Genomic DNA, 23,042 nt, shown 5'->3' on the forward strand with positions numbered 1-23,042 from the left:
CTCCGGGGGTCGGGCGGTTACTGCGAGCGGACGTTTCCGGCAACGCGTCGGGCGGCATGTGCGGCGACGTACGGGCGCAATCGCGCCGGGAAGCGGCGGCCGCACGCGAGGCGGGCGGCATGGCTTTTCCCACCGGAAGCGCCGTCATAGTCCACACTAGTGCCAAAGGGCGGCCCCTCTCGGCACCGAGCCGCCGACACCTGCTCACAACGCGAGATACGGAGGCAGTCGTGGAATTCGACGTGACGATCGAGATCCCGAAGGGGAACCGCAACAAGTACGAGGTCGACCACACCAACGGGCGCATCCGGCTGGACCGGATGCTGTTCACCGCGACCCGCTACCCGGACGACTACGGCTTCATCGAGGACACGCTGGGTGAGGACGGGGACCCCTTGGACGCGCTCGTGCTGCTGGAGGAGCCCACCTTCCCGGGCTGCCTGATCCGCTGCCGGGCGCTGGGCATGTTCCGCATGCGCGACGAGAAGGGCGGAGACGACAAGGTCCTGTGCGTGCCCGCGGGCGACCAGCGCGCCTCCTGGCGCACCGACATTGAGGACGTCTCCGAGTTCCACCGCCTGGAGATCCAGCACTTCTTCGAGGTCTACAAGGACCTGGAGCCCGGCAAGAGCGTGGAGGGCGCCCACTGGGTCGGCCGTGAGGAGGCGGAGGCGGAGATCCGCCTGTCCTACGAGCGTGAGGCCGCCCGCATCGCCCGCGAGGGGCACTGACGGCCTGACGCGCCCAAGCCGCTTGACGACGGCGGCCGCCGGCACCACGAGGTGCCGGCGGCCGTCTGCTTTTGGCCTCACCGCTCAGGGACGGACCGCGTAGGGCATGATCTGGGAGTACCAGACGGAGCGAATACTCACGTTGTAAGGGGAGTAGTTGGCGTCGATGAGCATGCCGTTGCCCAGGTACATGGCCACGTGGTAGATGCCGGGCTGGGTGCCGTTGGAGGACCAGAACAGCAGGTCGCCGGGCTGGGCCTGGGCCAGCGGAATCTTGGTGCCCTGCCCGTACTGGGCGCGTGAGGAGTGCGTCAGGTACACCCCGGCGTTGCGGTAGGCGCGCATGACCATGCCGGAGCAGTCCACGCCCGCGTCGGACTCGCCGCCCCACACGTAGCGGATGCCCAATTGAGCCTTCGCCCCGGCGATCGCCGCCTGCGCCTTGCTGGTGGAACTGCCGGAGCTGGTCGACGACGAGGCGGCCGGGGCGGAGGTTGTGGTCTGTGTGGTTGTCTGCCGCGGCGCGGATGCCGTGGAGGACGAACTCGAGGTAGTGCTGCTGCTCGATGAGGCCGCCCCGGAGGAGCTGGAGGCGGAGGAGCTGGAGGACTGCGCGGGCTGCTGGCTCTGAGCCGGGGAGGCTGCGGAGGATCCTGTACCCGAGTCGGCGCCGGAGCTGGACGCACCGGCGGAGGCCGGCGCCTGAGTGGCCTCGGCCGGCTGGGCCTGCTCCTGCGCGGTCTGCTCCGCGGCGGCCTTCTCGGCCGCCTCCTTCGCGGCCGCCTCCTCGCGGGCTTGGCGCTCCGCCTCCAGCTGGTCCTGGTAGGCGGTCTCGAGCTCCACGGTGGTGTTGCGCTGCTCGGCGAGCTGGGCGATGAGGCTGGCGCGCTCGGTCTCGGCGTTGGTCTGGGCCGTCTGGGCGGCGGTGGCCGCCGCGTCGGCGTCGGCCTTGGCGGTGGCTGCGGCGTCTGCGGCCGCCTGCTTGGTTTCCACCTTCTCGTCCGCGATGGACTGCATCGTGTCCGCGACCGCCTGGAGGGCCTCGACGTTCTGCAGCTGGGCGTCGGTGTTCTCCCCGGCGCGGGTCAGGGCCACGCTGACGTCGGTGGCGTCGCCCAAGGACTCGCCGGACAGGTAGGGGGCCAGGGAGTCCAGTGTGCCGGCGCTGCCCGCCTCGTAGGTCTCGGCGACCACCGAGCCCATGTCGGCGCGGGCCTCCTCGGTGTCCGCGGCCGCGGCGTCGGCGGCGGCCTGGGCGTCCTCGGCGTCGGTGGTGGCGGTGTCGAGTTCGTCGAGCGCGGTCAGGTAGTCCTCGTTGGCGACGGAGGCCGCAAGCTCGGCGGCGGCCGTGGTGGCGCTCAGTTCTGACAGGGAGGCCTCGAGGGAGGCGATGGAGGCCGCGGTCGTCTGCTCGGCGGACTTGGCCTGGTCGATGTCGTCCTGGGTTACGTCATCGGCTGCGGCGGCCGGGGTGAGCGTGACGGCGAGCGCAAGTGCCGCGGCCGTAAGGCTCACACGCCGGGCAGCGTTCGCGCGGCGCGGGCGATGGGTCGTGCTCACAGATTCTCCGAACGTGTTACGGCGCGCCTCCTTGACCGACGCACCCTGGGTGTCTGCGGATACCGTACCCACCAACGCCCGCAAGAGAAACAGAAACAACAGATTTCACAGGAGTCACAAGACATCACTCACGTACCACAAACCCCTCAATGGAGCGGATCCACGACACACTCCACGCCAACGTGACGTTCGTCACATCGCCTGCTGAGGTAGCGTTTTGCCCGCAGGCAAGCCGACCCGCGGCCTCCCGCACCCGGCCGGCAGCCCCGCAACACTCCCGCCGATCTGCCAACCAAGGAGTTCTCATGGCTGACACCCCGTCCAGCACTCCCGCGCACGTCCCCTCCCCCGCTGACCCGACCGGCTGGCACTTCGAGACCATGCAGGTGCAGGCCGGCCACACCCCGGACTCCGACACCGGCGCCCGCGCCATCCCGATCTACCAGTCGACCTCCTTCGTTTTTCCCGACGCCCAGGAGGCCGCCGACCGCTTCGCCCTGAAGTCCCTGGGCCCGATCTACACGCGCCTGGACAACCCCACCAACCAGATCGTCGCCCGCCGCATCGCTGCCCTCGAGGGCGGCGTCGGCGCCCACCTGGTCTCCTCCGGGATGGCGGCCCAGGCCCTTACCTTCGTCACCCTGGGCGGGGCCGGCTCCAACATCGTCGCCTCCCCCTCCCTGTACGGCGGCACCGTCAACCAGCTGAAGCACACCCTGCCGAAGCTGGGCATCGAGACCCGCTTCGTGGACGAGCCGGGCAACCCCGACGCCTGGGCGGCGCTGGCCGACGAGCGCACCATTTGCTTCTTCGGCGAGTCCATCCCCAACCCCAAGGGCGACATCCTCGACATCGAGCCGATCGCGCAGACCGCACATGCGCTGGGAATCCCGCTGGTGGTGGACAACACCGTCGCCTCCCCCTACCTGATCCGCCCCTTCGAGTGGGGTGCCGACATCGTGGTCCACGCGGCCACCAAGTTCCTCGGCGGGCACGGCTCCACCGTCATGGGCGTGGTCGTGGACTCCGGCAACTTCGACTACGCCTCCCAGCCCGAGCGCTTCCCCGCCTTCAACACCCCCGACCCCTCCTACAACGGCCTCGTCTACGCCCGCGACCTGGGCGTGGGCAGTCCGCTGGGCAACATGGCCTTCATCCTGCGGGCCCACACCGCAGGCCAGCGCGACCTCGGCTTCGCCGCCGGCCCGGTGGACGCCTTCCTGATCGCCCAGGGCGTCGAGACCCTCTCCCTGCGCATGGAACGGCACGTGGATAACGCGATCGCCGTCGCGCAGTGGCTCGAGGGCCGGCCCGAGGTGGCCGAGGTGCGCTACTCGGGGCTCGAGTCCAGCCCCTACTACGAGCTGCACCGCAAGTATTGCCCGCGGGGCGCGGGCAGCGTCTTCGCCTTCGACCTGGTCGGCGGCCGGGAGGCCGGCGCCGCCTTCATCGATGCCCTCGGCCTGTTCTCGAACCTGGCCAACATCGGCGATGTCCGCTCCCTGGCCGTGCACCCGGCGACGACGACGCACTCGCAGCTGACCGACGCCGAGTTGGCCCGTGCGGGCATCAGCGCCGGCACCGTGCGCCTGAGCATCGGCATTGAGCACGTCGACGACATCATCGCCGACCTCGAACGGGGCCTGGCCGCCGTCGCCGCGCTCTAGCCCGACCGCCGGGGCCGCGGGGGCCTCGCCCGGCGCCCGCCGCCCCGGCTACCATGACGGCCATGACCTCGCCCATTTCACCGGTGCCGGGGGTCGGCACGGCGACCCTCAAGCTCGTCGACCGTTCGGCGGGCTCCCCCACGGGCGCCTGGCGACCCGGCGACGACCCGGGCCACCGCCGCTTCCTGGAGATCGGCGACCTGCCCCTGGACTCCGGCGAGATCCTGCCCGAGACGCATCTGGCCTTTGAGACCTGGGGGCAGCTGACGCCCGCGCGCGACAACGCCGTCCTGGTGCTGCACGCCCTGACCGGCGACTCCCACGTCACCGGGGACGCCGGCCCCGGTCACCCCACCGCCGGCTGGTGGGACACCCTGGTCGGCCCCGGCCGCGCCATCGACACCGACCGCTACTTCGTGGTGGCGGCGAATATCCTCGGCGGCTGCCAGGGCTCCACCGGCCCCTCCTCCACCGCCCCGGACGGCCGCCCCTGGGGCTCACGCTTCCCCTGGCTGACCACCCGCGACGCCGTCCGCGCCGAGTCGCGGCTGGCCGACGCCCTCGGCATCGACGCCTTCCACCTGGTCATCGGCGCCTCCCTGGGAGGGCACCGCGCCCTGGAATGGGGCGTGATGAACCCCGAGCGGGTGCGCAACCTGGCGCTGGTGGCCACCGGCGCCTCCACCACCGCCGACCAACTCGCCTGGTGCCACCTGCAGGAACTGGCGATCGTCGGGGACCCCTACTTCCTCGACGGCGACTACTACAACCACGTGGTCGGCCCCGTGCGCGGACTGGGACTGGCCCGCGCCATCGCCCACACCACCTACCGCTCCGCCGGGGAGCTGGACACGCGCTTCGGCCGCGCCCACCAGGGGCAGGAGGACCCCGCCGTCGGCGGCCGCTATCAGATCGAGTCCTACCTGGATCACCACGCCGGCAAGCTGCTAGCGCGTTTCGACGCCAACACCTACCTGATCGTCAACCACTCCATGATGGTGCACGACGTCGGTGCCGGGCGCGGCGGCATCGAGGCGGCCCTGGGGACGGTGACAGCCCGGACGCTGGTGGTCGACGTCGACTCCGATCGGCTCTTCCTGCCGGCGCAGGCCGAGGAACTGGCCCATGGCATCCCCGACACCCGCCGGGCCACCATCCACTCCCTGCACGGGCACGACGGCTTCCTCATCGAGGCCGATCAGATGGACGCCGCCCTGCGCGGCTTCCTGGCCGAGGACGAGCCCGGCCGATGAGCACGCCCACCGACCGGGCCCCCGCAGCCCCCGTCGACGCCTGGGGACCGGACGTGCTCGGCCCCGGCTTCCGCGCCCGCACGCTGCGGCTGCTGCCGGATGCGGAGGACGACGACGCCGTCGCCACCCTGGTCCACCACGTGCCCGCCCTGGACCCGGCCGCCCTGCCCGGCACCCCCACAATCCCGCGCTTCACCTTCCTGTACCTGCACGGCTGGAACGACTACTTCTTCCAGACGCACTTCGCCCGGGAGATCTCCCGCAGCGGCGGCGCCTTCTACGCCCTGGACCTGCGCCGCTACGGGCGTTCCCTGCGCGCGGGGCAGATGCATGGCTGGGTCACCTCCCTGACCGACTACGACGAGGAGATCGGCCTGGCCCTGGCGGCCATCCGCGCCGCCGAGGGCTGGGACACCCCCACCGTGCTGTGCGGTCACTCCACCGGCGGGCTCACCGCCGCCCTGTGGGCCGACCGCCACCCCGGCGCCGTCTCCGCACTGGTGCTGAACTCCGCCTGGCTGGAGATCCAGGGCGCCGAGCCGGTGCGCCTGGTCGGCGAGCCGGTGGTGCGCACGCTCGCCCGCCGCGACCCGCACATGGTGATCCCTACCCGCACCTATCCGCCGGAGGCCTTGTACTCGCTCGCCGACGGCTGGGACGTGGAGCGCGACGGCGAACTGCCCGATCCCGCCTGGGCGGACGACCCGTATGTGACCGGCTGGAACGTCGACCACGACTGGAAGATCGTGCCGTCGGCCCCCATACGCCCCGGCTGGCTGTTGGCGATCCTGGCCGGCCAGGCACGGGTGGCCGCGGGCCTGGATGTGCGCTGCCCGATCCTGTCCATGGGCTCGGCCCGCAGCCATTTGAGCGTGACCTGGACACCCGAGGCGCGCAGCACCGATACGGTGGTCGACGCCGACGCCACCGCCCGTCGGGCCATCGGCCTGGGCAACCTGGTGACGGTGGCCCGCTTCGAGGGCGGCGTGCACGACCTGGTGCTGTCCGCCCCGCCCGTGCGCGACCAGGTGTTTTCGGCGCTGCGCCGCTGGCTGCGCGGCTACGTGCTCACCTGAGGCCACGGCGCTAGGCGATTTCCACGTCTTCACCGCCTGTTACGAGCTTTTGCACCCTGGTGTGCGGTAAATTCCCGCACACCAGGGTGCAAAAGCTCGCAGTAGACGACCGGTGCCCGGGCTGGGTCACTCGAGCCAAGGGCTACGGGGCCACCAGGACGACTTTCTTCTTCCCGACCCCTACCCGGAGGTAGGGGATGTCCCCGACTCCGGGGGGAGCCCGATTCAGGGGCCGTTCATCCGCGGGGGTGAGGTGACCTGCACCACTGCTCGCGCACCATGGATTCATGTCCGCCCCAGCCATCTCACCGTCATCTCCCACCACCGCGGCGAGCCCCACCTGGCCGCGCATGACCCCCTCCGCAAGCGCCGCCACCCCGACACAGGTCCACACCCCGAGGCGGCCGTACCGCACGCCGGCGCCGACGGCGCGCCCGCGTCACGCGGTTGCCCCCACCTCGGCACGCCCCTCCCGCGCGGCGCGCTACCGCACCATCGGGTTGACGCTGCTGGGCGTGGCCGCCGGCCTGCTCGCCGTCGTCATCGCCGTCGTCTGGAGCGCGGACGCTCGACCCTCGAGCCGGCTGCTCGTGCCGCTGCTGACCGGGCTCGTCCTGCTGGCCGTATGGCACCGCGAGCGCGTCACGCGACGCGCCCGCCCGGCCGCGGACACGCAGCGCGAGGAACTGGGCGCGCTCGTGCGCACGCATGGCGCCGGTACGCTCGGCTGGATGGCGACCTGGCCCGGCAACCAGGCGTGGATCACCGCCGACGGGGCCACCGGCTTCGCCTACCGGGCCGGCGGCGGCGTCGCCCTCACGCTCGGCGACCCGGCCACCGCGCCCGACAAGGTGGGCGCCGCAGTCGACGCCTTCGCCGCCTTCGCTGCCGACTCCGGGCTGATCCCGGCCCTGTACTCCGTGCACGCCCCGGTGATGGAGGCGGCGCGCTCGCGTGGCTGGACCGTCCTGCAGGTCGCCGAGGAGGCGGTGCTCGACCTGGACGGCCTGGAGTTCCGCGGCAAGGCCTTCCAGGACGTGCGCACCGCCCTGAATCACGCGCGCCGGGAGGGGATCACCGCCCAATGGACCAGCTGGCCCACGGCGCCCGCCGGCCTGCGCGACCAGATCCGCGCCATCTCCCAGGAGTGGGCAGCGGACAAGCCCCTGCCGGAGATGGGCTTCACCCTCGGCGGCCTGGCCGAACTCGACGACGCCGACACCCGCCTGCTGCTGGCCGTCGACGCCGAGGGCACCGTCCACGCCGTCACCTCCTGGCTGCCCGTGTACCGCGACGGCGAGGTCGTCGGCCTCACCCTGGACGTCATGCGTCGGCGGCGCGGCGGGTGGCGGCCGGCCATCGAATACCTGATCGCCCGCGCGGTCCAGGACGCGCAGGCCGAGGGGCTGGAGCTGCTGTCCCTGTCCGGCGCCCCACTGGCCCGCTCCGCCGATGCCGCCTGCCCGGGCGTGACCGCGGCTCGCCTGGACCCGGTGCTGGACCGGCTGGCCCGCCTGCTGGAGCCGGCCTACGGCTTCGCCTCCCTGCACGCCTTCAAGCAGAAGTTCCAGCCGCGAGCGGTGCCCATGTACCTGGCGGTGCCGGAGGCCATCGACCTGCCGGCGGTGGGGCTGGCGATCGCACACGCCTACGTGCCCGGCCTCACACCCGCGCAGGCGGCCCGCTTCGCCCGGGTGCTGGTGCATCATGACTGACGGAGTGGTGCAGCTACTGCGGCAGGTGCGGCTGCTGCACCCGTGGATGGGGGCGGCCTGCCTGGCGGTCGTGGCAGCGGTGGCGGCCGCGGTGTGGGTCACTCGCACCCGGCACCTGCCGTGGCGCCGGCAGCTCGCCGCGCCACTGGCCGGGGCGGGGACCGGAGCGACCTGCTGGCTGGTGGTCGACTGCCTGTGGCGGCCCTTCGCCGACGGCGTGGGCGGCACCGTGTGGCTGTGGGTGGCGTTGACGGCGACCGTCGTCGTCCAGGTCCTACTCGGCGGGGACGCGGCCGCCGACCGGGCCCGAGTGCGCGAGCGCAAGCGGCGGATGGTGCGCGCCGCCGGGTCGGGCGTGTCCATCACCGCCACCGTGGCAGCCGCCTGCCTGGCCGTCAACGCGTTCTTCGCCGCCTACCCGTCGGCCGCCGCGGTGCTCGGCATGGGGGTGGCAACGACGCCGTTGGCGTCCCTGCCGGCCGCGGCCACCCTGCCGCGTCACCCCGAGCGCGGGCAAGGCGCGCTTGAAGACACGTGGCAGGCGCCCGCCGCCATGCCGCAGACCGGGGCCGTCGTCACCGCCACCATTCCGGCCGGCGACCAGTCCGGCACCGACGGCTTCACACCCCGCGACGCCTACATCTACCTGCCGCCGGCCTACCTGACGCCGCAGCGCCCGGCACTGCCGGTGCTGGTGCTGCTGACCGGCCAGCCGGGCAGCCCCTCGGACTGGTTCGAGCTGGGCGGGTTGAAGGACTCGCTGGACGCCTACGCCGCCGCGCACGCCGGCCTGGCGCCGGTGGTGGTGGTTGCGGATCTGCTGGGCAGCCCCTATCGCAACCCCCTGTGCGCGGACACGGTGCGCGGCGGAAAGGTGGCCACCTACCTGGAGCGGGACGTGCCCGCGTGGATTCGTGCTCACCTGCAGGTGGACGACGACGCCGCGCACTGGGCGATCGGAGGGCTGTCCAACGGCGGCACCTGCGCACTGCAGGCGGTGACCCGCTCCCCGCAGGTCTACCCCACCTTCCTGGCGATGAGCGCCGAGGAGCACCCCACCCTGGGGTCGGAGCAGCGCACCATCGACGTCGGCTTCGACGGGGACCGGGCCGCCTACGCGGCGAACGACCCCCTGTCCCTGCTGGCGGCCGCGCCGGCCGGAAGCTACGCGGGCGTGGCCGGGGTGTTGTCGGTGGGCACCGGGGACGACCGCTACGCGCAGGTGGTGCCGACCGTCGCTGACGCGGCCATGCGGGCGGGCATGTCCGTGACGGAGCGGGAGTATCCCGGCGGGCACACGTGGGCGGTGTGGTCGGCGGCGCTGCGCGATCAGCTCGACTGGCTGGGGCAGCGCCTCGCGCTCACGGCCTGAGCCGCTCACGGCCTGAGCCGCTCACGGTCTGAGCCTGGGGCACGCCTTTCCCCTCTGATACGAGCTTTTGCACCCTGGTGTGCGGCTATTTGCCATACACCAGGGTGCAAAAGCTCGCAGTAGGCGACCGGGCGACCCCTGAGGCGACCGGGCGGCCTCTGAGGCAACCCGGGCGGCCTCCGCCGTCCGCCGTTCCGGTTCCCGCCTTCAGGCCAGTAGTTCGCGCAGGCTCGGGCCGCCGACGCCGACGCGCCACACGCGCCAGCCGTCAATGTCCTGGGTGTGCTGGGCGGCGTTGGCGGCCGCGGACGGGTCCCGGTAAGCGGTGCCGTCGGCCAGGGTGATGGTGCCGTCGGCGGCCAGAGTCGCCCGGTGATCGATGCCGCGGCGCCGGCGCAGCCACACCAGGGTCGCCGGGGTCTCGAGCGCCTGGGCGATGGTCGCCAGGGCCTGCTCCGAGGCCGCACCGGAGGGGACCGTGGGCTCGGCGCCGAGTGCCGCCGCATCCAGGCGGTGTCCACTGGCGGAGACGGGGACCGGGGCCACGGCATCGGGCTGGGGGCTGGGCGGCTCGGCAACCACCGGCGTGGGCACGGTGGCGGTGGAAGGCTCGGGGTCGGCGTCCGGGGCCGCCGTCTGCACGGCCGGGTCGGCGGCCTGGTCCAGGTCCAGCGCCTGGCTGGCGACGTCGGTGTGCAGCAGCTCCACGGATACCAGGGCACGTCCGTCCTCGGTGGAGCGCACCCGCAGTTCATGCAACTCCACGCCGGATTCGGCGATCATGCCGAAGGAGGTGCGCACGTCGTCGGCGATGGTGGTGGCCACGATGGTCAGACGCGGCCCGGGCTCGACGCCGGCGGGCATGGCGCCGCGGAATCCGGACCAGTCCCGCTCGAAGGCGGGCAGGCCCCCGGGGTAACGGGAGGCGAGCTGGTCGCGTCCGGTACGGGCGGCGTTGGTGGCGCGGGCCATGGCCAGCAGCAGTGCGGTGGAGTCGAGCACGTCAATGACCTCAATGGTGATGACCTGGCCGGCGGCGTCGAGCGCGGTCAGGGCGTCGCCCCCGACTACCTGGTCCCAGCCGACGGCCAGCAGCGGGCGGTGCAGGACCTCGGCGATCTGGCGGCGCACCGCGGCCAGGACGGCGGTGCGATCCGCATCGGTGGCAGGGCGGCCGAGAACCGCGGGCTCGAGCCGGTCATCCTTGAGGTCAAAGAGCGCCATCTTGCTGTGCCTTCCTGTCCGGCGCTCACCGCCCCGACGGGTCGCGCACTGTGCTGGGCCATCTTCTCACGCGCGGCCCCGAATACCGCCCCCGTGTGGGCGCCTGCACACGCCAACCGGAAGTCAGCGTGCGCGCATTGTCACCAACCGGGACAAACGACCGACTCATCGCCCCGGGTCGTTTTTGAGAACCGCATGATTCCAACGGTCACTAACTCGCGCTTAAGCGCTGCGGGCGCGTTTGTCCCCGTTCATGACAGTTCAGGACATTCCGGCGCCTAGGATCCAACCGCCTAGTGACGCCGACGCCAGAGGCTCGCGGGCAGTGCGCGGGCACGCAGCCGCCGGACCGACGACGTTGTCCGGGCCAAGCCCGCGGTCCCGGTGCGCACCAGCCGGACCAGGCGCCGGTCGCCGGACTCGGTATCCCCGTTGCTGCGCTCCCGGCCGCCGAAGGCCTCGGCCACGGCCGCCTCGGCAAGCTCCGCCAGGGCACGACGCGCGGCCGCATCCAGGGCGGGGATGGCGGCGAGGTACTCGGCGAGGGCCTCATGTGTGCGCGCCCGCGGCCCGGCGCGCCCCGTCAGGGCATCACCGTCACTGCGCGCGGCGCGCCCGGTCGCATACCACAGGCCCAGGTCGGTGGCGGCGTCCTCCACTTCTTCCCAGGCCGCGGTCGCGGGCCGGTCACCCGCACGAATGCGCGCCAGCCGCCGCCGGCGCCGCCGGGCACGCACCAGGCCGGGCGCGGCCAGCAACAGCGTCACCCCAGCCACTCCAAGTAGCCATGACCGGCGTCGTCCCGGGCCGCCCTCGAACGCCGCCCCGCCGGTGGCGGGTGCTGCCGCCTCGGTGGAGGCGCCGGCGGACGGCGTCGCAGATGCGGTCTGCGTCGAGGCGGTCGCCGTCGCAGAGGTGGCGGCGGTGGGCTCGGTCTGGGCCGCGGTGCCGGTGTCCGCGCGGGCCCCGGCGCCACCCGGTGTCGGCTCGAAGGCCACCCAGCCGACGTCGTCGAACCAGACCTCGGGCCAGGCGTGCAGATCCCGGCCGGACACGGCGGTGGTCGCCTCTCCGGCGCGAGAGGCGTAGCCGATGGCGATGCGAGTGGGCAGGCCGAGGCTGCGGGCCATCAGGGTGAAGGCGGCGGCGTAGTGGATGCAGTAGCCGCGCCGCTCGGTCAGGAAGCCGGTGACCGTCTCCACCGGCGCCACCTCCGCGTCGGCGTCAAAGCCACCGGGGGCCGACTCGTCGTAGGCGAAGGCACCGGTGTGGAACCAGGCGGCCAAGGCGGCGGCGCGGGCGGCCGGATCCGCGCCGGTGCCGCCGAGCCCGGCGGCGTCAACCACTTCCTGGGCGGTGACGGCGATCTGGTCGGCGCCCTCGGGCAGGGCCGTGTAGGCGGCCAGAGCCTCGGAGGCCGGGGCGGCGGCCGCGTAGGGCGGGGGTACCTGCGGGGTGCCGTCCGTGCCGGCGACCGCGTTCCACCCCAGTGCCGTGTAGCTGCTGCCGCTCGCGGCATCGGCACCCCGGGCGAGGACGGTGGAGGTGCCGGGCACCCACGCCCAGCCCCGCGGGTTCAGGGCCGTCGCGTCGGAGGAGTCTTGCGGGGGCGCGATCAATACCGTCGACTGTGGCAGTGGCAGGCGCGGGGAGGACAGGTTCAGGACGCGGAGGTGAATCCGTTGCAGGTCGGCGGCGCCGGAACGCACGTCGGTGCCGCTGAGCCCGGCGGCGGCGACGGCACCGCCTGCGGTCAGGGCGCCGGAACCGATGCGCCCGACCAGGCCGTCGGCGCGCGTGGGGCCGGGATCGTCCAGCGGCTCCCACTCCCTGCCGTCCAGGTCGCGGATGACGGCGAGGGTGAAGCGCAGGCCGGTTCCCGGGGCCACGCCCTCGGCGCTGTATTCGAAGGCGGTGGCGGCCGACCCGCGCACGAGGTCCTCTCCCAGGTTGAGCGTCGTGTCCGGCACGGATACCGCCGCCGGCCCGGTGCCGGACACGTTCCAACTCCAGGTTCGTGTCGGCACGGCCGGGGCCCGGGACAGCGCGCCCGTGGCCAGAGCCGTCGCCAGGAACGTCACCGCCGCGGTGCCGGCCAGTCGCCCGGCCGCACGTGTCAGGGCGGCGGCATTGCGGGGCGGTTGGAAACCGCCGTGACGGCGTCCTGGTCCCCAGCCCGGCCCGCCGCTGGGCGCCGAGGTGACAACCAGCAGTACCACGCCGACGGCGGCGGCCAAAAGCACGGCGCGGTCCGGGTACCGCCCCAGGACGACGCCGGGGGCCAGCAGGGCGGCGGTTGGCGCCAGCCCGGTGGCACCGCAGCGGTCGCCGCCGCCCGCACTCATGAGCGCACACGCCCAGGCCAGCAGCAGGGTGAACAGGCAGAGGGCGAAACCGAGCGCCCCGCCGGTAGCCAGGGGGGCGAGGCCGTTGCGCAGGATCGTTCCGACGGCGTGCAACTGTGCCACGGGGTCGGCGAGCCAAGCCCGCGCCCGCACCGTATCCGGCCAGCACCACCACAATGCCCCGATGCCGGCGACCAGGCCCAGACCACAGGCAAGGCCGCTCCGGTGGGGCCAGACGGTACGCGTCAGTGCGGGGAGCAGCAGGGTGGCTGCGGCGATCGTCAGGCTGCGGGCCGCCCAGGGTTCGGGGGCCAGCAGGGGTGCCAGCGCGGTGGTGGCCAGGTGCCACAGGCCGACGACGATGAGCGCGGCAGCCAGGGGCTGACAGCGGAAGGTGCGGGTGGGCGGCCGGGTGGACGGTGCCGCCCGCGCGCCCGTCGCCGCCGGCTGTGGGCGGGCCGGCGCAGTGGGTGACGCCGACTCGGCCGGGATGGCAGCGAAGTCCGGTTCCGACTCCACCGCAAGCACCACACCTCCGCGTGCCGGCTGAGGTGGTGGGTCGGCGGCGACGCCGGTGATGACCACGTCGGCATCGTGAGCCGGGATCCGGGCGGCAGTGCCGGGCTCGACCTCCACGACGGCCAGATGCCGCAGCAGGGCGACGGCGCCGCCCGGGGCGGCGTGGTGGATATCTGCGCCGAGTCGCAGTTCGACGTCGTGCCCGGCGCGCGCCCACGCCTCAAGCAGTCCGGCGGCCCGGCTCACCGCGGTCTCGAAACCGGCCGTGGCGCCCGGGGCCTCCGTGGCGCCCGGGGCCGCCGCGGAGTGCGCCGTATCCGGGTCGGGCGCGTAGGCGTCGGCGCGCAGGTCCAGGCGCAGCCGGCGCGGCCGCCGACCCTCGCGCACCCGCTCAACCACGAGCAGCCGGTCCACGCGCGCGGACTGCCGCCAGTGGACGGCGCCGAGCGAGTCGCCGGGACGGTAGTCGCGCAAATTGCCGGGATCGGATCCCCCGGCACGGCCGCGAGCGCGCCAGGCCGAGGCGGTAGACGCGGTGGCGGCGTTCGGGTCGGCGGCGGCGACGGCCTCCGGCGGCGGCACGAGTGGTCGGGGCAGGACCAACAGGTCACCGTCGAGACCGAGCGGGATGCGGGCGCGTACCAGGCCGAGCGGGTCATGGCAGGTCAGGCCCTCCACCCCGACCGCGAGCCGGCCGCGTCGGCTCGGGCTGTGGGCGATCGCGCAGCCGCCCGCGACCACCGGGATCAGGAAACGGTCGCCGTCGACGCGCCAGGCCGCCCACAGGGGCATCCACCGAGGTAGACGCGTGTCCACGGCCAACCGCCACACGGCCCTCTCGCCGGCGTGGACGTCGCCGGGGCCGGTCAGGCGCGGACGTGGGCCGGCGGCAAGCGCGAGTAACCAGCCGGCAAGCAGGCCGGCGACCGCCAGTGCGGCCAGCACGATGCCCAGGTTCCGTGCGAGTGTCAGGCCGGCCCAGGCGCCGCCCGCCGTCAAGGCCAGCGCGAGCAGGATGACCTGCCAGCCCGCCGCCGTCGGCGCCGCCCAGGGGATGCGGCGATGAGGCCGACGGCGTCTCCGGGCTCCCAGGTCGGTAGGGTGCCGAGGATGCGGGCGTTCGGGACCCGCTGGACGGCCCGGACGCTGGGATTTCACCGGCATCGGCTCAGGTCTCCGCCGGCACAGGGGTGTGGGCGACGATGCGCTCCAGGGCCGCGTCGGCGGCCGCGAGGGCGTCGGCGGCCTGGGCGTAGTGGCCGACGGGGACCAGCCGGTGGGCGAGCACGTCACCGCTGGCGCGCGCGACGTCGTCGGGGGACACGAAGCCGCGGCCCGCCATGGCTGCGCGGGCGCGGGCGACGGCCGCCAGATGGAGGCCGGCGCGCGGGCTGGCGCCCAGGGCGAGGGCCGCGTCGCTGCGGGTGGCGGATACCAGGGCGACGATGTAGCGGGCGACGGCGGGGGCCAGATACAGGCCGGCGACGGCGGCGCGGGCCGCGCGGGCGTCGTGCTCGGAGGCGATGGGAGTGAGGGCGGTCAGGGGGTCGGCTGCGCCGCGGGCGAGCAGCATGGCCGCCTCGGCGTCGGGGTCCGGATAGCCCATGGTCAGGCGGGTCATGAAGCGGTCGCGCTGGGCCTCGGGCAACGCGAAAGTGCCCTCCATGTCCAGTGGATTCTGGGTGGCGATGACGATGAACGGGTCGGGCAGGGGCAGGGAGCGGCCCTCAACGCTGACCTGCCCCTCCCCCATGGCCTCCAGTAGGGCCGACTGAGTGCGGGGCGTGGCCCGGTTGATCTCGTCGGCGACCACGACGCCGGCGAACACCGGGCCGGGGTGAAAGCGGAACTCGCGGGTGGACTGGTCGTAGACGCTCACACCGGTGACATCGGCGGGCAGGAGGTCGGCGGTGAACTGGATGCGGGCCGAGCTCAGGTCCAGGCAGCGCGCGAGCGCGAGTGCGAGGGTGGTTTTGGCGACGCCGGGAACGTCTTCGATCAGGAGGTGGCCGCCGGCCAGGAAGGTGGCCAGGAGGGTGTCGATCGCCTCGGTCTTGCCGACGACTACGCGCTGCATTCGCTCCCGCAGGGCGGCGGCGAGTTCGCGCAGGGCGGCGGGGGCCATCGGTGTGTGCGCGTCGGCGGCGCCGCGGCTATCAGCGCTGGTCATGCGCCGATTCTGGCAGAGGTCTCCAAGTGGTGACAGGGGGTGGCAGGCCCTGGCAGCGCGAGTCCGGGCGCTTCCCGCAAGACGCGAGTTCGTGTCGCCTAAGTATTGACCTGCGTCCGAATATCGCGCATCCTGAGACCACCGTCACAACGCGGCTCGCATTGTGTGGATGCACGCACAGCGGCCCGCAGAAGGAGCGTGAGTCCCGTGCCCCCGACTGTCCCCGTGGCCCTCGCGGTGGGGCGGATCCTGATCGGCCTGCTGCTCACGGTCAGCGCCTACGCGAAGCTCGCCGCCCCGCGAGAGCTGCAGGTCGCCGACGTCGCCGGTTACCGTCTACTCCCCGGACGAGGCCCGCGGGCCGTGGCGATAGCCCTGCCCGCGGTCGAACTGTTCTTGGCTGGCTGCCTGGTGCTGGGCGGGCGCCTGCCCATCACCGAAACGATCACCGCCGTCCTGCTGCTGGCACTGGCCGGCGCCTCTGCCAGCGTGCTCGCGCGCGGAATCAAGGCCGACTGCGGCTACTTCGGCTCGCGGCTGCGGTGGCGGGTGGGACCCGGCGTCGTCGCAGCGAATGTGGCGCTGGCCGCGGTGCTTGTGGCCGACCTGCTTGTCACCCCGCAGCGCCTGGTGCTGGCCAGCCCCGGCAGCAACATGGTGGTCATCGTGCTGGGTATCGCCATGTTCTTCAATCTGCTGACGAACTGGGACAAGTTCCGTCAGCCGCAGCCGGCCTGAGGACCACCCGCCGGGTCGCGCTCTGTGCTGGGCGGCCGATGGCGCAGTGGTCGTACAGCGCCGCGTTCATGCTCCGCCCGCATCGTGGCCCACTTCAAACGCATCTACTGCCGGCACGCCATCACGGATGGTCACTCCGGAAAGATCGGGATCGAGTAGCCAGCTGGCGAACTGAGGTATGTTGCCCGAGTTGAACAACAGCACCGCGACGTCTAGCTTGGGGAGCCCGGTGGAGTCCTGTTTCATCCATGCGTAGGTGTAGCGCCTGCCATCGGGGTTCTCGTAGGCTCCGGCCGGAAGCAGTCCTCGTTCATCGAGCTTGGAGTACGCCTCCACCAGGAAGTGCCGCCTCACAGCCTCTGACATTCCGAACTCCTGCACGTCACTCCGGTCAGATGCGCCAACAATGGGATTCTGCAGCGCGGCCACAGCGTAGGACTGCGCGGTCTGCCGCGCCATACCGCCCCAAGCAGGCCCGGCGGCGCCGGCAACAGTATCGGCGGTGGAGTACACCCCGTCGTCGAAGGCATTGAGCAACATCTGGTTTGTCGCATCCAGCTGCTCTCCCTCGTCACCGCGGCCCTTTTCCGCGGCGCCCTGGATGTATCCGAGCAGACGACCATCGGGGTAAAGTTTCTGAACGATCAGGGAGCTCGCTTTCTTCAGATTCGATTTTTCAGAGTCTTCCGAGCCATCAGAGTCGGCAGGCAGCATTTCCAGCGCATCGTCGAGGCGCAGCGAGGTGTATCGCCCCGCCGCGGCGGAGACGGTCTGTAGCGCGATGTCGTCTTTGAGCGTCTCCTGCAGCAAGGACCGAACCTCGTATCTGTGGCCTTCCTCCCAGCCCGCAGGCATGGACGCGTTGAAACCGGATGCCTCCGCAGATCGTTGCGCCCCGTTGGCGGCCTCGTCGATCTCTTGCATGGAGTTGGCCAGCACGGCGGCCGCATTCTGGCGCGAAGCGTCCGACCACAGGCTGCCCTTATGCCCCGCCATGTCGACCACCGCCTGCTCCGTGATCCACGCAGCACGCTCATCCTTCGTCCCCGTCGTAAACTGCCGATGCTCCGAAGCACCGGCCACGGCCGCCGTTAGCGCCTCAAAACCGCTCGAGTCCCACTCACGTCCCTTAAGCCACTCCCAAGTAGTGCCATCAACCACCACAGTCTGCTCGGTGGCGCGATAATCAACCGAAGGGGCCAGGAAGTCCAAAGCGGCATCGGGTTGCCGCCCCATCGCAGTCAGAATCCCAGTCATGGGGTCCCAATCACCCACGGCGCCTTCCGGAGGTGACGCTTTCATCCGTTGCGACTGCCACTCAGGCAGGTCATCGCCGGCCCGCTCATGCGCCCTTACTGCAGACCCCAGGTCCTGGAGGAAGTACCTGTTGAACACCCCGCCAGCGGTCGTCGGCGCCCCGGTCAGTATGTTCGTCGCCGAGCGGTTGGCTCCCGACAGCAGCAGGTTGAAACCGAGCGGCATGTAGTAGGGGTGGTCCTCGTCTGTGACCAGCTCACCGAATTTCTCCGCGTAGTCCGAGCGGTGCTGCGGAGTCCAGGCCGAGGAGTGAGTAGCAGTGCCGAAGCAGATCGACAGCGTCGCCTGAGCGGACAACCATGCGTCGTCGGTCTGCTGCCAACGGGTCGCGTATTCGGCGTCGGGATCAATCGGATCGTAAGCGGGCAGGTTCTCGGTCTGCTGCAGCCGCTGCTGATTGATCGTATAGGCCAGTTTCGCCATGCCCTCGGGACCCATGGCGTCGGCGAAGGCTGTGGCGTAGACCTCATCATTCTGATGGTCTGCCACCGAGCCATGTATAAGTTCCAGCAGTTCATCGGGCTTGGTGTTCTTCGCATCCTCCGCATCGCTTCGAGCCCGGTCCGATGAATCCGCAGTCGCCGCGACCGCTGCGGTTTGCTCAGCGGTGGCGAACGCAGTCGGTTCAGCGCTGGGAGCAGCATCGGTCGGGTCGTTCCAGTTAGGTCCGGGGTCATCGGCGCGTGAGGCCACTCCATCCAAGACCTGCGGCGCGTAGTTGATCACCAGCTCCTCCAACGCCGCCACCGTCGACTCGTCAGCGTCCTCGGCGACCACGGTGTACATCGTGAACCCGGCGCGGCCCTCCAGCCAATAAGCATAAGCATCCGGATGCTTTGGGTGCGGCCCAAGATAGGAGAAGACGCGCGCATCCGTGCCCGGAATCTCACGCCCCTCACCCCCAGTAATCGTTTCCAACGTGGTGAACGCATTATTGCCACCCTGACCGAACCCGACCCACGAGTCAGTAGTACTGGTTGCGACAAGTATGCCGCGCTCACCATGAATCCGACAGCCCATCACGCTAGAACGTTCATCTTCAACACTTTCCACCCGACCCACGATAGACGTGACATCATCCTGCTCAAAAACACCACAATACGGGCCCGCAACCGAATCATCAGCGCAACCACTTACGCAACCTAACGGCGCGACCACTAGCAGCGCCGCCACAACAGCACGGAGTAACAGCACACGCCTGAACTTGAGTCGCATCATTGTCACTGCCCTGGCGATCCTGCAGACGTAGGCTCAGCCGCACTGGATGCCGCCGTTCCATCGGCGGACAGCCGACCGCTTGGCACCGAAGCGTCCGGAATGTACCTGTTAGGACCGGGGTCCTCCGTACGCGATGCCACCCCATCCAGCACCTGTGGCGCGTACTTGATCACCAGCTCCTCCAACGCCGCCACCGTCGACTCATCAGCATCCTCTGCAATCACCGTGTACATGGCAAACCCGGCACGACCCTCCAACCAATAAGCATACGCGTTAGCACTCTCAGTCCCACTACCAAACACGTAAGAGAATACACGCGCATCCGTACCCGGGACCTCACGCCCCTCACCCCCGGCAATCGCCTCCAACGTGGTAAACGCATTATTACCACCACGCCCGAACGCCACCCATGAATCCGCCGTACCGTGCGCGGCCAATACGGCACGCTCGCCCTCAATACTACAGTAGAACACTCCGTCACTACCCTCCTCGACCTCCGTCACACGACCCACAATAGGAGTCACATCCTCCTCCGCAATCAACCCACAATAAGGGCCCGCAACCGAGTCGCCGGCACAGCCACTCGCGCAGCCCACCGATGCAACCACAAGCACCACCGTCACAACGGCAAGGAGTGACGTCACACGGCTGAACTTGAACTGCAGCATTGTCACTGGCCTGGCGATCCGGTGGACGTAGACTCCGCCTCTCTGGACGAGTCCGTTGTCTGAGTGGCAGACGGCTCGGGGCCGGGAGTGCCAGTGGCAGGATCGCCCCGGTTGCGACCGGGGTCCGCTGTACGCGAGTCCACCCCATCCAGCACCTGCGGGGCATACTTAATCACCAACTCCTCCAACGCCGCCACCGTCGACTCGTCAGCATCCTCGGCAACCACCGTATACATCGTGAACCCGGCGCGACCTTCCAGCCAATATGCATACGCGTTAGAGTTCTCAGTCCCTCCACCAGACATGTAAGAAAAGACACGTGCGTCGGTTCCTGGAATCTCACGCCCATCACCTCCAGTAATCGCCTCCAACGTCGTAAACGCATTATTACCGCCGCGGCCATACGAAACCCACGAGTCGTCCGTACCGCTTGCAACCAGTACAGCGCGCTCACCTCGAACTCTACAATAGAGCAGTCCGCCATCCCCCTCCTCAACCTCCGTCACACGACCCACTATCGGAGTCACGTCCTCCTCGGCAATCAGCCCACAGTATGGGCCCGCAACCGAGTCCTCACCGCAACCACTTACGCAACCTAACGGCGCGACCACTAGCAGCGCCGCCACAACAGCACGGAGTAACAGCACACGCCTGAACTTGAGTCGCATCATTGTCACTGCCCTGGCGATCCTGCAGACGTAGGCTCAGCCGCACTGGATGCCGCCGTTCCATCGGCGGACGGCCCACCGCTTGGCACCGAAGCGTCCGGAATGTACCTGTTAGGACCCGGGTCCGCTGTACGCGATGCCACCCCATCCAGCACCTGTGGCGCGTACTTAATCACCAACTCCTCCAACGCCGCCACCGTCGACTCATCAGCATCCTCTGCAATCACCGTGTACATGGCAAACCCGGCACGACCCTCCAACCAATAAGCATACGCGTTAGGGTCCTCAGTCCCTCCACCAGACATGTGAGAAAAGACACGTGCGTCGGTTCCTGGAATCTCACGCCCATCACCTCCAGTAATCGCCTCCAACGTCGTAAACGCATTATTACCGCCGCGCCCAAACGCAGTCCAAGAATCTTCCGCAGCATACACCGTCAACAAGGCCCGCTCGCCACGGATATCGCAATTCAGCAATCCATGTGCTCTCTCTTTAACATCCTCCACGCGACCCACAATAGGATCTACATCCTCCTCGGAAAATAAACCACAGTAGGGCCCTGCGACCGAATCATGGGAGCACGCACCAGCGCAGCACGCCGAGATCGCCAACACCGCGGCCAGTACAAGGCGCATGCCATGCTGCGAACAGCGCGAGCTATATTCATACATCACTCCAGCCCTTTCTCACGGCCATTCGCGAACCCTTCTGTAGACTCTCGAGCCTCGCTCGAACCCCCCCCCTAAGGTCGGGGTCTGTAATCCAGCTATTGAACTTCGCGATGTTTTCAGGACTAGAAAGCAGCTCCTCTTCGTCAATATGAGAGCCGTCTTGATTATCATAATCCATCCAGGCATAACCGTATGGCTTCCCATCGGGATTCACATATGCGCCGGCCGGCAAATACCCCCGCTCATCGAGCTTCGCATACGTTTCAACTAATAGCCGAACCTTAACGGCACTCTGCATGTCCTTCGCATCTTCTTTGGCCTGTTCAGAATTGGATGGTAAGGCGTCGCCGGCAGCGTCGAGCATGTAGGACTCGGCGATGCTTAGCGCTTGACTAGCCACAGCGGACTGTGGCCCCGGGATGAAGCTCAGCCCTTTGCCAAAGGCACTGAGGATCATTTGGTTGGTCGCGTCTTTTTCGGCCGCCTCGTCGCCGCGCCCCTTCTCCGCCGCACCTTGAATGTATCCAAGCAAACAGCCATCGTCGTAACGCGTTTGGGAAACCTGATCGTACGCGTCCTGGTAGGTCGCGTCCGCAGGCAACTCATCCAGCGAGCTATCCAGGCGTTGCGACGCAAACCTACCCGCCGCATCGGAGACAGTTAGCAGCGCAACATCATCCTTAAGCGTCTCCTGCATCAATAGTCTGATTTCACCCCAGTGGGCTTCCTCCCATCTAGCCGGTTGACCTTCAACGAATAGCGTTGGCGGATCTGAGTTATCACGTTCACTCGCAGCCTCGTCGATCTCCTGCATGGAGTTAGCCAGCACCACGGCCGCGTTCTGCCTCGAAGCGTCCGTCCACAGGCCGTCCTTACGCCCGGCCATGTCGACCACCGCCTGCTCCGTGATCCACGCAGCACGCTCATCCTCCGTCCCCGTCGTCAACCGCCGATGCTCCGAAGCACCCGCAAACGCAGCGCTCAGCGCCTCAAAACCGCTCGAGTCCCACTCACGTCCCTTAAGCCACTCCCAAGTAGTCCCGTCAACCTCCACCGTCTGCTCGGTGGCGCGATAATCAACCGGCGGCGCCAGGAAATCCAATGCCGCATCGGGCTGACGCCCCATCGCAGTCAGAATCCCGGCCATGGGATCCCAATCACCCACAGAGCCTTCCGGGGGCGACGCTTTCATCCGTTGCGACTGCCACGCCGGGTTCCCTTCGCAAGTCTTCTCATGCGCCTCCACAGCATGCCCGAGGTCCTGCAGGAAGTACTTGTTGAACACCCCACCGGCCTGCGCGGCCTCGCCATCGAGCTCGACCGTGTTCGCTGCGGTTCGGTTCGCTCCTTCCAGCAGCAGGTTGAAGCCGAGAGGCATGTAGTAGGGCTGATCTTCGTCCGTGACGAGTTCCGCCAGCTCCTCCGCATACTCCGAACGGTGCTGCGGAGTCCAGGCCGACGAGCTCGTGGCGGTGCCGAAGCAGATCGACAGCGTCGCCTGAGCGGACAACCACGCATCGTTGGTCCGTTCCCAGCGTGTGCCTTTGTCACTGTCGGGGTCGTTCGGATCATAGTCGGGAAGATTTTCAAGCTGATACTGCCGATCCTTATCAATCATGTACGCCAGATTGGCCATGCCCTCGGGACCCATGGCGTCGGCGAAGGCGGCGGCATATACCTCGTCGTTCTGATGATCTGCCACAGACCCATTCATCAGGTCCAGCAACTCATCGGGATCGGCGTTCTTCGCCTTCTCCGCGTCGATCTCCGCCTGGACCACTGAGCTGAGATCCTTCGACGAATTGATCGTCACTGTGTCCGGCAGATTATATGTGATGACGCCGTCCGCATTCATGCTCGCAATTCCGGACTCATTCAGTCGCACGATCTCATCCTTACAGGACTCAATCTCGTCTGCCCTGAGGTTCAGGTTTTCAATAGCAGTCGACGCGTCCGAACTGAAGTTGCTGTCGGAGAGGGAGACTTCAGCACTGTTAAACTGGAAATTGATGGAAGTCCTGGCACCCTCGGCGTCAGTGGCAACCTCACGGATTTGAGCGATAGCTGTTTCTAATTTCTCGGCGTTGAGGGATACCTTCGTCATTACTGTTGTTCTCCCGCCTCGGTAGC

At 69.5% G+C, this 23,042-nt stretch carries 13 protein-coding genes and 1 pseudogene; 7 read left to right on the plus strand and 7 right to left on the minus strand.

Going from position 1 to position 23,042, the window contains the following annotated elements:
• Window positions 1–230 precede the first annotated feature (230 nt).
• Entirely contained in the window at window positions 231–731 is a 501-nt protein-coding gene (locus tag ACGLYG10_RS08035) for an inorganic diphosphatase (protein WP_073330211.1), read from the plus strand.
• 84 nt (window positions 732–815) lie between these two features.
• Here the strand turns inward: ACGLYG10_RS08035 and ACGLYG10_RS08040 are convergent, their stop codons facing one another.
• Complete coding sequence (locus ACGLYG10_RS08040) at window positions 816–2,291, minus strand: C40 family peptidase (RefSeq protein WP_244542623.1); 1,476 nt, start codon at window positions 2,289–2,291, stop codon at window positions 816–818.
• Window positions 2,292–2,596: 305 nt separating this feature from the next.
• Between ACGLYG10_RS08040 and ACGLYG10_RS08045 the strand changes: the two genes are divergently transcribed.
• The 5 genes and pseudogenes from ACGLYG10_RS08045 (at window position 2,597) to ACGLYG10_RS08065 (ending at window position 9,374) form a co-directional block, all read left to right on the plus strand.
• Window positions 2,597–3,958, plus strand: a complete 1,362-nt coding sequence (locus tag ACGLYG10_RS08045; protein WP_073330214.1) for an O-acetylhomoserine aminocarboxypropyltransferase/cysteine synthase family protein — start codon at window positions 2,597–2,599, stop codon at window positions 3,956–3,958.
• 53 nt (window positions 3,959–4,011) lie between these two features.
• Complete coding sequence (gene metX, locus ACGLYG10_RS08050) at window positions 4,012–5,211, plus strand: homoserine O-acetyltransferase MetX (RefSeq protein WP_073330217.1); 1,200 nt, start codon at window positions 4,012–4,014, stop codon at window positions 5,209–5,211.
• Window positions 5,208–6,287, plus strand: coding sequence for an alpha/beta hydrolase (locus tag ACGLYG10_RS08055; protein WP_073330219.1), 1,080 nt, complete (start codon window positions 5,208–5,210; stop codon window positions 6,285–6,287). The genes metX and ACGLYG10_RS08055 overlap by 4 nt, the downstream gene beginning before the upstream one ends.
• 680 nt (window positions 6,288–6,967) lie before the next feature.
• A pseudogene (locus ACGLYG10_RS08060) lies at window positions 6,968–8,002 on the plus strand (bifunctional lysylphosphatidylglycerol flippase/synthetase MprF); the annotation flags it as partial.
• Window positions 7,995–9,374: an alpha/beta hydrolase gene (locus tag ACGLYG10_RS08065; RefSeq protein WP_073330222.1), complete on the plus strand. Its 1,380-nt coding sequence runs from the start codon at window positions 7,995–7,997 to the stop codon at window positions 9,372–9,374. The pseudogene ACGLYG10_RS08060 and the gene ACGLYG10_RS08065, both read left to right, overlap by 8 nt.
• A 207-nt stretch (window positions 9,375–9,581) precedes the next feature.
• Here the strand turns inward: ACGLYG10_RS08065 and ACGLYG10_RS08070 are convergent, their stop codons facing one another.
• The 3 genes from ACGLYG10_RS08070 to ACGLYG10_RS16850 all read right to left on the minus strand — a co-directional run bounded on the left by ACGLYG10_RS08070 (window position 9,582) and on the right by ACGLYG10_RS16850 (window position 15,632).
• Window positions 9,582–10,598 (minus strand): restriction system modified-DNA reader domain-containing protein, encoded by a 1,017-nt coding sequence (locus ACGLYG10_RS08070; protein ID WP_073330224.1) that lies wholly within the window; start codon window positions 10,596–10,598, stop codon window positions 9,582–9,584.
• A 293-nt stretch (window positions 10,599–10,891) separates the two neighbouring features.
• Window positions 10,892–14,626, minus strand: coding sequence for a transglutaminaseTgpA domain-containing protein (locus ACGLYG10_RS08075; RefSeq protein WP_083565758.1), 3,735 nt, complete (start codon window positions 14,624–14,626; stop codon window positions 10,892–10,894).
• Between the two features lie 4 nt (window positions 14,627–14,630).
• On the minus strand, window positions 14,631–15,632 hold the full coding sequence (locus ACGLYG10_RS16850) for an AAA family ATPase (protein WP_280173611.1): 1,002 nt from the start codon (window positions 15,630–15,632) through the stop codon (window positions 14,631–14,633).
• Between the two features lie 207 nt (window positions 15,633–15,839).
• Between ACGLYG10_RS16850 and ACGLYG10_RS08085 the strand changes: the two genes are divergently transcribed.
• Entirely contained in the window at window positions 15,840–16,370 is a 531-nt protein-coding gene (locus tag ACGLYG10_RS08085) for a MauE/DoxX family redox-associated membrane protein (RefSeq protein WP_211483000.1), read from the plus strand.
• A gap of 66 nt (window positions 16,371–16,436) precedes the next feature.
• Here the strand turns inward: ACGLYG10_RS08085 and ACGLYG10_RS08090 are convergent, their stop codons facing one another.
• The 3 genes from ACGLYG10_RS08090 to ACGLYG10_RS08095 form a co-directional block, all read right to left on the minus strand.
• Window positions 16,437–18,740: a DUF6571 family protein gene (locus tag ACGLYG10_RS08090; RefSeq protein ID WP_139240908.1), complete on the minus strand. Its 2,304-nt coding sequence runs from the start codon at window positions 18,738–18,740 to the stop codon at window positions 16,437–16,439.
• A 167-nt stretch (window positions 18,741–18,907) separates the two neighbouring features.
• A complete protein-coding gene (locus ACGLYG10_RS15940; RefSeq protein ID WP_139240909.1) occupies window positions 18,908–19,573 on the minus strand; it encodes a hypothetical protein in 666 nt (221 codons plus the stop codon).
• A 1,331-nt stretch (window positions 19,574–20,904) separates the two neighbouring features.
• Complete coding sequence (locus tag ACGLYG10_RS08095; protein WP_073330236.1) at window positions 20,905–23,016, minus strand: DUF6571 family protein; 2,112 nt, start codon at window positions 23,014–23,016, stop codon at window positions 20,905–20,907.
• Between the last annotated feature and the right edge of the window lie 26 nt (window positions 23,017–23,042).

The sequence above is a fragment of the Actinomyces glycerinitolerans genome (genome assembly GCF_900098745.1).
GTDB lineage: Bacteria > Actinomycetota > Actinomycetes > Actinomycetales > Actinomycetaceae > Actinomyces > Actinomyces glycerinitolerans.

What these genes read in the sequence shown, in the direction of transcription:
- ACGLYG10_RS08045 (WP_073330214.1), top strand. Translation starts at nt 2,597, where the DNA reads ATGGCTGACACCCCGTCCAGCACTCCCGCGCACGTCCCCTCCCCCGCT.
- metX (WP_073330217.1), top strand. Translation starts at nt 4,012, where the DNA reads ATGACGGCCATGACCTCGCCCATTTCACCGGTGCCGGGGGTCGGCACG.
- ACGLYG10_RS08055 (WP_073330219.1), top strand. Translation starts at nt 5,208, where the DNA reads ATGAGCACGCCCACCGACCGGGCCCCCGCAGCCCCCGTCGACGCCTGG.
- ACGLYG10_RS08065 (WP_073330222.1), top strand. Translation starts at nt 7,995, where the DNA reads ATGACTGACGGAGTGGTGCAGCTACTGCGGCAGGTGCGGCTGCTGCAC.
- ACGLYG10_RS08070 (WP_073330224.1), bottom strand. Translation starts at nt 10,598, where the DNA reads ATGGCGCTCTTTGACCTCAAGGATGACCGGCTCGAGCCCGCGGTTCTC.
- ACGLYG10_RS08075 (WP_083565758.1), bottom strand. Translation starts at nt 14,626, where the DNA reads ATGCCGGTGAAATCCCAGCGTCCGGGCCGTCCAGCGGGTCCCGAACGC.
- ACGLYG10_RS16850 (WP_280173611.1), bottom strand. Translation starts at nt 15,632, where the DNA reads ATGACCAGCGCTGATAGCCGCGGCGCCGCCGACGCGCACACACCGATG.
- ACGLYG10_RS15940 (WP_139240909.1), bottom strand. Translation starts at nt 19,573, where the DNA reads ATGCTGCAGTTCAAGTTCAGCCGTGTGACGTCACTCCTTGCCGTTGTG.
- ACGLYG10_RS08095 (WP_073330236.1), bottom strand. Translation starts at nt 23,016, where the DNA reads ATGACGAAGGTATCCCTCAACGCCGAGAAATTAGAAACAGCTATCGCT.